The 12,357-nt window shown below is 37.0% G+C and carries 12 protein-coding genes; 6 read left to right on the top strand and 6 right to left on the bottom strand.

What is annotated here, in order from left to right:
• Nucleotides 1–41: 41 nt before the first annotated feature.
• On the bottom strand, nt 42–893 hold the full coding sequence (locus ACN19N_RS14225) for an alpha/beta hydrolase (RefSeq protein WP_420001608.1): 852 nt from the start codon (nt 891–893) through the stop codon (nt 42–44).
• Between the two features lie 255 nt (nt 894–1,148).
• Between ACN19N_RS14225 and ACN19N_RS14220 the strand changes: the two genes are divergently transcribed.
• Nucleotides 1,149–1,508, top strand: a complete 360-nt coding sequence (locus tag ACN19N_RS14220; protein WP_420001607.1) for a DNA transfer protein p32 — start codon at nt 1,149–1,151, stop codon at nt 1,506–1,508.
• A 58-nt stretch (nt 1,509–1,566) separates the two neighbouring features.
• On the opposite strand, the gene ACN19N_RS14215 is transcribed toward ACN19N_RS14220, so the two are convergent.
• Nucleotides 1,567–2,058, bottom strand: a complete 492-nt coding sequence (locus ACN19N_RS14215; RefSeq protein WP_420002398.1) for a DUF4442 domain-containing protein — start codon at nt 2,056–2,058, stop codon at nt 1,567–1,569.
• A 114-nt stretch (nt 2,059–2,172) separates the two neighbouring features.
• Between ACN19N_RS14215 and ACN19N_RS14210 the strand changes: the two genes are divergently transcribed.
• The 5 genes from ACN19N_RS14210 (at nt 2,173) to htpG (ending at nt 8,088) form a co-directional block, all read left to right on the top strand.
• Complete coding sequence (locus tag ACN19N_RS14210) at nt 2,173–3,048, top strand: alpha/beta fold hydrolase (protein ID WP_269238943.1); 876 nt, start codon at nt 2,173–2,175, stop codon at nt 3,046–3,048.
• Between the two features lie 123 nt (nt 3,049–3,171).
• The gene (locus ACN19N_RS14205) at nt 3,172–4,593 is read left to right on the top strand and encodes a Na+/H+ antiporter family protein (protein WP_420001606.1); all 1,422 of its coding nucleotides are present in this window, start codon (nt 3,172–3,174) and stop codon (nt 4,591–4,593) included.
• Nucleotides 4,594–4,986: 393 nt separating this feature from the next.
• Nucleotides 4,987–5,571, top strand: a complete 585-nt coding sequence (locus tag ACN19N_RS14200) for an OmpW/AlkL family protein (protein WP_420001605.1) — start codon at nt 4,987–4,989, stop codon at nt 5,569–5,571.
• 130 nt (nt 5,572–5,701) lie between these two features.
• Nucleotides 5,702–6,052, top strand: coding sequence for a lysozyme inhibitor LprI family protein (locus ACN19N_RS14195; RefSeq protein WP_420001604.1), 351 nt, complete (start codon nt 5,702–5,704; stop codon nt 6,050–6,052).
• Nucleotides 6,053–6,168: 116 nt separating this feature from the next.
• Complete coding sequence (gene htpG, locus ACN19N_RS14190) at nt 6,169–8,088, top strand: molecular chaperone HtpG (protein ID WP_420001603.1); 1,920 nt, start codon at nt 6,169–6,171, stop codon at nt 8,086–8,088.
• Between the two features lie 90 nt (nt 8,089–8,178).
• Here the strand turns inward: htpG and ACN19N_RS14185 are convergent, their stop codons facing one another.
• The 4 genes from ACN19N_RS14185 to ACN19N_RS14170 form a co-directional block, all read right to left on the bottom strand.
• Nucleotides 8,179–9,060 (bottom strand): selenocysteine synthase, encoded by an 882-nt coding sequence (locus ACN19N_RS14185; protein WP_420001602.1) that lies wholly within the window; start codon nt 9,058–9,060, stop codon nt 8,179–8,181.
• A gap of 131 nt (nt 9,061–9,191) precedes the next feature.
• Nucleotides 9,192–10,322 carry a hypothetical protein gene (locus tag ACN19N_RS14180; protein WP_420001601.1) on the bottom strand — a complete coding sequence of 377 codons (1,131 nt, stop codon included), beginning with the start codon at nt 10,320–10,322 and terminating at the stop codon, nt 9,192–9,194.
• Between the two features lie 194 nt (nt 10,323–10,516).
• Nucleotides 10,517–11,959 carry a hypothetical protein gene (locus ACN19N_RS14175; RefSeq protein WP_420001600.1) on the bottom strand — a complete coding sequence of 481 codons (1,443 nt, stop codon included), beginning with the start codon at nt 11,957–11,959 and terminating at the stop codon, nt 10,517–10,519.
• 11 nt (nt 11,960–11,970) lie between these two features.
• Nucleotides 11,971–12,156, bottom strand: a complete 186-nt coding sequence (locus ACN19N_RS14170) for a hypothetical protein (protein WP_269229007.1) — start codon at nt 12,154–12,156, stop codon at nt 11,971–11,973.
• Nucleotides 12,157–12,357: the final 201 nt, after the last annotated feature.

The raw sequence follows: 12,357 nt of genomic DNA, 5'->3' as shown, positions 1-12,357 counted from the left end.
ATTGTATTTAGAAAACGAAACTAAGTTTTCATAGGTATAAATTAGTGGGATTCTATAAAGTGATTCACTTGTTGTGTATATTTATTATCTTCTCCCAAAGATCTATTTATTTCACGATGTGAAAGTGGGAGTGATAATAATTGTGCGGATGTCCCAAGTTTTTGTACTTGCTGAATAAATTGTTGAGCCTGTATACAGGGTTGATCAGGGCGAGTGGTTGAGCAAACAGCGAGAAATGCAGGTAAACTTTGATGTAGTTGTAAGATCGGAGATAGGGCTTTCCAGTTCTCAGGTTGTTGACCAAAGGCTCGATCATAAAATCGAGCATGCCGATTTTGCATGATCTTTTCGATATCGTAAGCAGCACTATCTAAGGCAATGGTTGCTCGCCAAGGTTGCGGTTGTGGAGTTAACCACGAGGGCCGTACAGTAACCAAGCTAACTAAATGTGCACCAGCAGAATGTCCTACCAAAATAAGCCGTTTTGAGTTTGCATGCCAATCATTTGCATGTTTTTGAATATAGAGTAAAGCGTTTGATATATCTTGAGTCTGTTGCTGTACGGTTGCATTTGGAACTAATCGGTAATTAACGGAGATCAAAAGCCACCCTCGTTTACCCCAATAATCGACTTTATTTTTCACTACAGCAGCATTATTTTTATCACCGATACTCCAAGCACCACCATGCACCATAACGATGATTGGAGCTAGATTATTATCGGTGTGTGGTTTAGATGGGAAATAGATATCCATCATTTGTTGGGAATCATGACCGTAAGCAATATTTTTAAGTGATTCTACTTTTGCTAATGTTTGGAACTTGAAAAAATTTGCCTGAGTTGCTGAATTCAAACTCATCAAGATCAACATGGATAGCATAAATCTTGTCATTTTTTCGCCCCTGTTAAATTGTATTTCTACATTGAGTCACACATTTTGTTTTCATGCTGATTAGATTGGAACTTTGACTTCGTTTTTAATAACCTAATTCAATCAACAGTGTAGTACTGTATTGATCAAATATTCTTCCATTTAGTTTATTTTATTACAAAAAGAAAAGAATGCACTTAGAGCAATTACATAATCTGATTATTTTCTAACAAAAATCAGATTATGCTTAGACTATAAAATTGAGGAGTTTTGGATATGAAAAAAACAATTGGTTTAATTTCAACATTAGTATTATCTACTTTAATGTTTACAGGCTGCCAAAACATGAGCGCATCTGATCAGCGTATTGGTGCAGCAGCATTGAGTGGTGCAGTTGGTGGTGGTGTTGGTAATCATGTAGGTGGTGGCTTAGGAGCGGGTGTAGGTGCAGCAGCAGGTGCTGGTGTAGGTGCAAATGCCAAGGGTGGTAGTAGTAATTCAACCACAAGTAGTGCAATTGGTGCAGGTATTGGTTCTGTAATTGGTAAGTCTATTTTTGGTGGCGATACTGGTGCAGCGATTGGTGGTGCAATCGGTGGTGGCGCAGGAGCTGCAATCCAAGAAAAGAAAAAGTAATATGAATTAAAGTTTTAATAAATGCCTGCTATGGTTTGCAGGCATTTTATATTTAGGTTCATCCCAAAGAACTTGCTTTGGGCTTCTTCCGGCGTATATATAAAATTTTTTCAACCTCTGCAATTCGTGTTCCTGCATCATCTAAAATATTGAGTGTGTAATGACGTAAAACAGGTTCATAATTTTCTGATAATCGTTTGATTTCATCAATTTCATTTTTACTCAGTTTAATGTCGGCAACGACCTCACTACGACCAGGTGACAGGAAATTAATAGAAGCACTTTTGTCCCAAACAATATATTTATGCCCTAAATGATGCATGAGAATCAGCATATAAAAGGGATCAACCATCGAATATAAACTGCCGCCAAAATGTGTCCCGACAATATTACGATTTTTTCTAGTCAGCGGCATTTTGACACGAATGAAGTAACGATCAAGATCAAATGTTTCGATTGCAATGCCTGCCCCACGATAAGGGGAATAGTGATTCAGCATAAATTTAGAAATCGCTGGAATGGTTCGAATTTTTTTGAAAAAGTCTTTCATGGTCAATTTTTTTTCTTGCAACTCTATTCATACTCCATAAGTATCATTTTTAGTGCATCGCTGGCAATGGCTGTTTTATAACCAAGCCGATAGAAAATAAAATGGGAAAGAATTATGCAAGCACAAGTAAAAACAGTAACCACTTCTGACCAACAAAGCCTCTGTGTCAAAACATGGGGTGATGAAAAGAAAACACCATTGGTGTTAGTACATGGATATCCCGATAATCAGGAAGTATGGGAGCCGATTATTGAGCAATTGGTTGATGACTATTATGTCGTTACTTACGATGTACGTGGTGCAGGTTTGTCATCAATTCCAAAGCGTATTAAAGACTATCGATTACCGCGTTTATCTTTGGATTTGCAAGAAGTCGTTGATGAAGTGTTACCCAACCGCAATTTCCATATGGCAGCGCATGACTGGGGTTCTTTACAGTCTTGGGAATCAGCAACTGAACCTAAGTTAAAAGGCCGTTTACTATCTTATACAACAATCTCAGGTCCTTGCTTGGATCATGCTTCTTTATATTTGCGTGAAAAGTTTAAATCTGCGCCAAGTAATGTACTGAAAATGCTGACTAAATCTTGGTACATTGGTGCTTTCCATTTACCATTAGTTGCACCAACTGTATGGACTTTCTTTAGTCCAGAAAAGTGGGGGAAGATTTTAAGTGGCTTAGAGAAAAAACAAAACTTGCCATTAAATGCAAATATTGTGTCAGATGGTAAATACGGTATTAATCTGTATCGTGCTAACTTTATTCCTTCACTGACTCAACCACGCCAACGCTATGCTCAATGTCCTGTACAGGCAATTGTATTAAAACGCGATGCATTTGTTAGCCCAGAGTACATTACAGAATCGATGCCAAAATGGGTTGAAAACTTTGAATATGTTGAACTTGATGCCAATCACTGGGCAGTTCTAAGTCAGCCAACCAAAATTGCTGAACTAATCCGTCATTTTGTAAAACGCCAGACTGTTTAAGGCTTTAGCGGATTAATCAAAATAAAAATCACTTAAAACAGATTGCAATTTGGCGACATTTTCAGCTTCTATACAATGAATCTGCTAGAATGTCGCCTTTCTTTTTGCTCCTAAATTTTGTCCATGAATGCTGTCGTAATTGCGATTGCCGTGATGTTTATTTTATCACTGGCACGCGTTTCTGTTGTTCTCACTTTGGTCATATCAGCCATTATTGGTGGTTTGGTTGCTGGACTGAGCCTTTCTCAAACTGTAGAAGCTTTTAATGCAGGATTGGGAGATGGTGCTGAAGTTGCTTTGGCTTATGCTGTTCTAGGTGCTTTTGCCTTAGCATTATCTAAATCTGGTTTACCAGATTTACTTGCACATAAATTGATTGGTTTATTAGGAATGGAAGCCAGTAAAAATCAAGAAAAAAAAGTGAAATATCTTTTATTAACGATTTTACTCATCGCTGCAATTTTTTCTCAAAATCTAATCCCAGTTCATATCGCTTTTATTCCCGTATTGGTTCCGCCATTGTTAAAAGTGATGAATCACCTCAAGCTTGATCGACGTGCGGCAGCATGTGTACTGACGTTGGGTTTAGTTGGAACATATATATTCTTACCTGTGGGCTTTGGTGCCATTTTCCTTGAACAAATTTTGATGGGAAATATCAATAAGATTGGGGCTGCATATGGTTTGCATGTAGAACGTGGCATGATGCCTATGGGCATGGCGATACCTGTTTTGGGTATGGTTTTAGGTACTTTAGTCGCTGTGTTTATTAGTTATCGTAAGCCGCGTGAATATGTTGATCGATCAATTTCACCTGTTACAAGCATTGATTTGGATAAACCACTACGAGCAACAACACAAGCTGAATATGACCTCAAGGTGGATGCTGAAGAGTTGAAGCATGAAGCTGAAAATGTACCTTATATTTCCAAAAAAACCATGCTCATGGCTTTACTTGCAATCGGTTTAACTTTAGTCGCACAGTTGTATTCAGGTTCGATGATTTTAGGTGGTCTTGTTGGTTTTGCTGTGTTATCCGCTTCTGGCATCTTTAAATGGCAAGAAGCCGATGATGTGTTTGTGCAAGGGATGCGGATGATGGCCTTAGTTGGTTTTATCATGATTTCTGCGGCAGGTTTTGCTTCAGTCATGACGCATACAGGCGACATTGCTCATCTAGTGAATGGCGTTGTACATATTATTGGTGATAATCATGCTTTAGCTGCGTTCTTGATGCTATTTATTGGCCTGTTTGTCACGATCGGTATTTGTTCATCTTTCTCAAGTGTGCCTGTGTTGGCAGTGATTTATGTGCCACTCTGCGTACAATTTGGATTCTCACCTTTAGCAACAATTGCATTGATTGGCACTGCTGCTGCATTAGGTGATGCAGGTTCACCTGCTTCAGATTCAACATTAGGACCTACAGCAGGACTAGGTGTAGATGGTCAACATGATCACATTTGGGATACTGTAGTGCCAACATTTATACATTTTAATATCCCGCTACTTATTTTTGGCTGGATCGCAGCAATGGTTTTATAATAAAAAGGCTCAATATGAGCCTTTTTTGTTGAGTGTAAAAAATATCAAGAAGTGACATTTTTTGTCTGTTTTTTAATCTAATTTTATAATATATTCTAAATAGAAATTTATATGTAATTTAATTTTTAAATTAATCTTAATTTTATTTTTTTAAAAACTTCAGCTAAATTTTAAATAATAAATCTTGATAAAAATACTAGGTTTTATAATGATTTAAGTTGATTAAATTGGTCTGAATTATTTTTATTACATATTTTAACAAATATATTTTTTTATTATTCAATATATTACAAAATCAATCAAAAAGGTTGGAATTAATATGTATTGCATAATGTAAAAACACGTGTTTATTATGTTGAACAAGAACATAATTTTTTAAAAGAGGTTGTTTAAATGCTAAAAAATGTATTAGTTGTTGCATTATTGGGGTTATCATCAACTGCGTTTGCAGGTGGTTTTCAGGTTAAGGTCGGTGCGAGCTTAATTGATCCAACGGCAGATACAACTCTAAAAGCAGATGCGGTAGTCAAAGGTGATTATGAATTTGCATTTACACCGTCGGTTGAATATTTCTTTGGAGATACGCCATTTTCAGCGGAAATTCTATTAGCAAATCCAATTAATCATGATGTGTTATTAAATGGTGAAAAAGTGGCGAGTGTTCGCCAGTTGCCACCAACCATTACAGCAAAATATAACTTTAAAAACGCAAGTCGTTTTACACCATATATTGGCGTTGGTGGTACAGCATTCATTGCATGGCATGAAAAGGGTGTTGCTGATGATGTGAAAAATGCCTATGGATTTGCAGGTCAACTGGGTTTTAACTTCCAACCAGCAGATGCGAAAAACTGGGGTGTATATATGGATGTCCGTTATGCAGACATCAGTCCTGAAGTGAAGTTAATTGATGGAACTAAATTTGATTTAGATCTTAACCCTGTAGTTTATACCTTGGGTTATAGTTATAAGTTCTAAATTAGATCCTAATAAAAACCTCACTTAACGTGAGGTTTTTTATTTTGCAATCGTAATATAAAACAGATACAAGCCTGAAACAGAGCGTGCGGTAAGCTAAGAACTAGTTTTTAATAAGTTGTGATCGGTGATGAAAAAATTATTCAGCTCAGCATTATTTCTTATGCCATTACTCATTTTATCTCAAACCCATGCCGCCAGTTTCCCATGCAAAGCTGCAAAATTAAAATCGGAACAACAGATTTGTAACGATCTTGGTTTAAATGATGCAGATGTAAAACTGGCAACAACTTACCAGATTATTTTGCACGCACTCCCTATGGGAGGACGTGATGCAGAAAAAGATAAGCAATTCCAATGGTTGAAACAGCGTAATTCATGTGCAGCAAATACTCCCTGTCTTCGTCGTGCTTATGCGCAAAGACAACAGCAATTGGATCAACTTCTACAAACACGTATATTGAGCCAAGGACCATTCTAATTGTTCTTTTGTGCATTTTTTAACTGAAAAAATAAAACACAAGGATTGAAATATTCAAGATATGCACCATTCATAAATCATTCCAAATATATAAACCTCAAGATAAGGAGTGATTTATGAGTGAACAAGTCGCACAAAATTATAGTTTCCAAGCTGAAGTTGCTCAGTTATTACATTTGGTGACACATTCGCTGTATTCCAACCCAGAAATTTTCTTACGTGAACTGATTTCAAATGCCTCGGATGCTTGCGATAAGTTACGTTTTAAAGGGATTAATCACCCTGAATATTATGAAAATGATGCCAACTTGCATGTTCGTGTGAGCTTGGATAAAGAGAATAAAACTTTAACTATTTCTGATAATGGTATTGGCCTGAGCCAACAAGAGGCGATAGAGAATCTTGGTACGATTGCAAAATCGGGCACTAAAGATTTTATGTCAAAGTTAAGTGGTGATCAGAAAGCCGACGCACAGTTAATTGGTCAATTTGGTGTTGGTTTTTATTCTGGATTTATTGTAGCCGATAAAATTACGGTTGAATCACGCCGCGCTGGCTTAGAGACTGCTGAAGGTGTGCGTTGGATCAGTGGCGGTACAGGTGAGTTCGAAGTTCAAACGATTGAGAAAGCAACCCGTGGTACCGATATCATCTTGCATTTACGTGATGATGCACTCGACTATTTAGAGTCGTGGAAAGTTAAACAAATCATCAATAAGTATTCAGATCACATCAGTTTGCCAATCGAAATGCAAAAAGAAGTGTGGCAAGAGGAAGAAGTCGCTGAAGGTGAAGAACCGAAAGGCGGTCAGATGGTGCAGACGGATGAATGGGAAGCGATTAACTCAGCAAGTGCGTTATGGACACGTAATAAGAGTGAAATCACTGATGAGCAATACATCGAGTTTTATAAAAACCTGAGCCACGATTTTGCAGAGCCTTTGGCATGGGCGCATAACCGCGTGGAAGGTAGCACTGAATATACGCAATTATTGTATATCCCAAGTCAAGCCAAACAAGATCTGTTTACACGTGAAGCAAAAGCGGGCATCAAATTGTATGTGAAGCGTGTATTCATTTTGGATGAAGCAGACAACCTCATTCCAAACTATTTACGTTTTGTACAAGGCGTGGTCGATAGTGCTGATTTACCATTAAATGTCAGTCGTGAATTACTTCAAGAAAGCCGTGATGTAAAAACCATTCGTGAAGGTAATGCGCGTCGTGTATTGACCTTACTGGATGGCTTGGCAAAATCGGAAGATGAGAAAGACCAAGAGAAATTTAAAGCTTTCTATACTGAATTTGGTTCGGTATTAAAAGAAGGTTTAGGCGAAGATACGGGTAATCGTGAGCGTATCTTGAAATTATTGCGTTATGCAACTTCTAGCAATGATGAAATCTCGACTTCATTTGCCGACTATAAAGCACGTATGAAAGAAGGGCAGAAAGCGATTTACTATGTGACTGCTGATAACCTTACAGCCGCGAAAAATTCGCCACAACTTGAAGTATTCAAGAAAAAAGGTATTGAAGTATTGCTCATGGCAGATCGTGTGGATGAGTGGGCAATGAACTTTGTCTTTGAGTTTGATGGTACGCCACTACAAAACGTTTCTAAAGGCACTGTTGATCTTGGTGACTTACAGGATGCTGAAGAGAAAAAGGCTTTAGAACAAGCGGCTGAGCAGTTCAAGCCTGTGGTGGACCGCTTAACGACATCGTTAAAAGACAAAACCAAAGAAGTGCGTGTTACGACGCGTTTAGTTGATTCACCAGCATGTTTGGTAACGAGTGAGGGTGAACTTTCTCCGCAACTGATCCGTATGCTGAAACAAGCAGGACAGGCTGTGCCAGAAATCAAGCCGACTTTAGAGATCAATCCAGAACATCCATTGGTGAAAAAATTAGAAAGCTCTGCACAGTTTGATGATCTTGCGAATGTGATCTTTGATCAGGCGGTAATTGCTGAAGGTGGCTTACCAGAAGATCCAGCAGCCTATGTAAAACGTATCAACAGCTTGTTATTACAATAAGTGATTTGACCTAAAAACCTCTGCTTCGGCAGAGGTTTTTTATATCTATGGATAACATTTAAGTTATCCACAGTTGTGTTGGTCTTTTGATCAAAACTGTGCTTCAAACTTCATTTGATAGTTGAAAGAATATCCTTGTTCACTCGTTGGCATGTTTACATAATTAATGTCATTTTGCATAAAGACCCAATTACGCCAAATTGGTCTTTTCCAAGAAAAATATGGCCCCCACTCATTCACACGAAGCGCCTTGTTTTCATAATCACCTGTACTCAAAATTCCATAGCTGAGATTGTTTTGAGATAACAGATCTAATTTCTGAAAAGTGCGATTACTCCATACATATTCTGAGTCTTGAGTTTTAGAAAAGTTAAATTGCGTGGAAATTTGTGCTTTTTGCTGAAATTTTTGGGTTAAATCTAAGTAGGTTTCGGCAAAGTTTTTACTGCTTGAACCGTAACGAAAGATTTGAGTTGTATTGAGCCGTAGCCCTGAATGCAAGATCCAGCTTTTCTTTGCTAGAAATTGGACATAAATATCTGTATCTGAATTTGACCCTAAATCTAGATCATTATGAAAGGGCAATAAATTAGAAATGGTTGACCAGCTTGCGCTGAGTGGATTCGGCGTGGGAATTGTTTTGTGGGCATTGTGCTTGGTATTTTTGCCTAGTTTTTTAGGCGGTTGAGTTTGTTGAGCACGTTGCCATAAAGTGTCATGACCAAAAACCTGCATAAGTTCATCGGCAAGTTGTTGATTGTTGATGACTTCTTGAGCTTCATCTGTAATCACAGCATTACATTTTAAAACACGATGTATTTGCGAATGTGGCTGTAAAAAAGATTGATGAGCAAGATGCGTATGATGTCTATTGATTGGGCTCAAAACAGGAAAAAAGGGGAGCAGTAGGTAAGCTAAATATAGATTTCCTATAATCAAAACATACACAAGTATGGCGTATCGATGATTCATGCATAAAAGAAAAATTAAAGAATCAAATAATAACAATCAAAGCTTAATTAATTATTTATTTTATAAGATTGTTTAAAAGTGAAAATGCTCAATCTAAATTTAAACTGAGCATTTAGATCATTTAAATGAATTTAGAATAGGGTTTCAAGACGAACGAAAGTACTAACGAAATGACTGCGATCTGAACGATGATCATTGAAATAGTTGAGATCACCTTGTACATAGAACCACTCACGCCATAAAGGTTGTCTCCAAGAAACAAAAGGCCCCCAACTATTTAGACGTAAGTCATTATTGTTGTAATAGCCACCTGTATAGAGACCGTAATTAAAATTGTTATGCGCAAAGAATTTGTGTTGGCGGAAAATTCGATTGTCCCATAACAAATCATCATCTTGCTTGTCAGCGTAAGTTAAACTGAATTGATTTGAAAGAAAAGGTTGGTTGGGTCGAGCATGTATCAATTCTAAATTTGTACGCAAATAGTTCTCACTTTGACTACCATATCGATAGATTTGTTCAGCATTAAAGTGGAAATCATTGTGTAAATCCCAGTGCTTCTCAGCTCTTAGACGTAAGTAAACATCATCACCAGAACGAATACCAATATCTGCATCTGTATCAAATGGTAGTTTTTTGGAAAAATTAGACCAACGTAATGCAAGAGAGCCATTGCTGTCACGTGTTTGTTTAGAATCAAGTTTTTTATTTGGATCTTGATTTGGTTGTGTATTGGTATTGGCAATATTATTTTGAAATTCGTCATCTAGAGAATCATCACCAAAAACTAAGCTAAGTTTTTTTTCTAAAGTTGGAAGTTTGATTTTTCCTCGAATACGAGGTTTAACTTCATAGTTATCATATTCATTCCAATAATTGTCCAACATAAAACGAATCGTTGCTGAAGCTGGTTTTTCAGGGTCGACATCACCAAACCAGTCATCAATCTTAACCGAGGTTCGATCAGCCCAGTTGCGAATATCACGCTGTTTACGATCAACCCATGTTTTATTCTCAGTTTCAGCGGTTGGAGGAACAATAGATTGATCAGATTGTTCAGGAAGAATGGTGGGGCTCGCATCTACCCATTTAGGAATATAGTCTAAGAAGTTTTCTTGATTTGATGTTTCCGCTTTGGGAATATTATTCTCAGTTTGTTCAACCAGTTTAGTTGCTGCACTAACAGTTGTTGATAAACCGAATGGAAGTACAATGAGCGTATATAAAATATATGATGGTACCGTTTGATTTAAAGTCGTCATAGTTAAAACTTATATATTGTTCTTCATTTAACTTTTGATTATTCAAGCAATAAAATCAAGCTAAAGACACAAAAAACAGCAATTTAACAATGCTTTTGAAAATTTGAATGAGTATTTATGAAAGTCCACCATGAAACTTGCAATAAGCAATCACAAGTTTGATGGTGGATTAGATGTATCTTAAAAATGGATATTTAGGTCGCTGAAACATCTGCATTTTCGAGTGCTTGATAGAGATCATGAACTGAAATTGGTTGAGGGAGACGGCTAATCACTTGACGTATTAATTGCCATGTATAGCCGTCTGCACGATCTAACAATAGATACGGATAAGCTTGATCTTCGCTCGATAATTTTACCCGTTCTGCGCCGTGTAGCACTCTGATTTTTTGACGCTCTTTGAGTAGGATGACTGGCGTCAGAAAAGTCGCTGCTGTTTCTTCAAAAGGAATAAACTTTTGCGTGTTAATAAAGGCAGCAGGAATATAAGGGTAAGATCGCTCATTACGCTGCCAAACTTGACTACCATTCATGATACATTCATTAAATAGTGTTTCATGTTGGTGGTAATGTTGTTTAAAAATAACCCAGTCTGTTTGATGAATCGAGCTTGTTTGAGTATGACGTTGGTCTGTATAAGCTTGTAAGATTGTTGCAGCATATTCGACACTATGAGTACCAATAAGTACGACATAATGTGAAAACTGTCCTTGAGCATAAAGCTGTTCCGCAACAAAGATTTGAGCTGTTTCCCAAACAGGTTGAACGTCATTCTCAGCTTTTAAATATAACCAATCAATTTTAATATTTTGATCAATCTCATCGTGTAGCTCTACACGATATAAAGATGGAAATGTTTTAGGATCGATACGCTCTAAGCGACATACGAGTCCATCTAAATTAAAATCTTTTAGCGCAACAGGTTTAGCTTTATTTAGATTTGCAACAGGACGCACATTTTGTCTAAAACTTGGTTTAGGCTTTGCGACCGTTGGAATACTTGGTGTTGGAGTATTGGGTACAGATTGAATTCTTTCCTGAATAATTGCTTCGAGTTGTGCTTCAAAATTCGCAGTTTCTTCTCTCATAGCAGATAATCTGTCCTTGTGAATTGTCTGATTTGAATCTAATGATAAATTTGTTGAACTTTGATGAATTGGCTCTAAAACAGGAATAAGGCTTTTGAGTTCATCATCTGTTTTTATATAATCACTTGTGCTCGTTTGAATCCATTCAAGTGCTTGTCGAGTAGATGTAAACCAAGGGCTCTTTATAAAAGACAATGCAGGGCGAATAACCCAAATTTGCCAATGCTGTGACTGACGTAAAGCTGCCCATCCCATGTCGCCTGATGCAAATAAAGCATGTTCAACACGCCCCATAAATTTAAATGTTCCGCGATAAGTGAGTGCATACCCAAAGCTTTCTAATTCTTCAGCCGGAAATTCTTCTTGTTGAATAAATTCTTTAAATGGAGTGAGTTGTTCTTGAAACAATGGATCGTCACAAGAAGAACAAATATCCTTAATACGTTGCTTTGATTTTGCAATCTCAAAAAGTGAGTTTTTATCGTTGTTTAGCCCAACAATCAGATGTTTGAGCTCATCAACCAATAATGCTTTCTCTAATACGTCCATTGATAGTTTCCTTAGAGATAGGCTTGAGCCTGTTTTAAATAATAAATAAGTACAATATTCACAGCATCATCTAACAGTTTGTATTCAGGTGTATTCGTCAAATTATGCTGTCTAGCCAAAGCTACAAGTTGCTCAATGCATATTTGTTCGGGTTGAATCTGACCATTTATTAGGGCTTGTAACTCTTGAATTTTCATAACAAAAGAATGTCACTTTATGACGATTATAGAAGAAAACTATGCAAAATCTATAGACTGCAAGTTAGTAAAAAATCTCATTTAGGTATTCCAAATAGAGATTTTGATCATGTTTTGGCTTTCAAAATATCAACACCGTAAAACAATAAATCGGATAAATAGATAGTTATGCGAAAACATATCTATAAATATATCATCAAT

Origin of the sequence: Acinetobacter sp. LF10, from assembly GCF_048585715.1 — a bacterium.
GTDB lineage: Bacteria > Pseudomonadota > Gammaproteobacteria > Pseudomonadales > Moraxellaceae > Acinetobacter.
The sequence above is the reverse complement of the archived record's forward strand: the minus strand, read 5'-3'. Positions and strand labels throughout refer to the sequence as shown.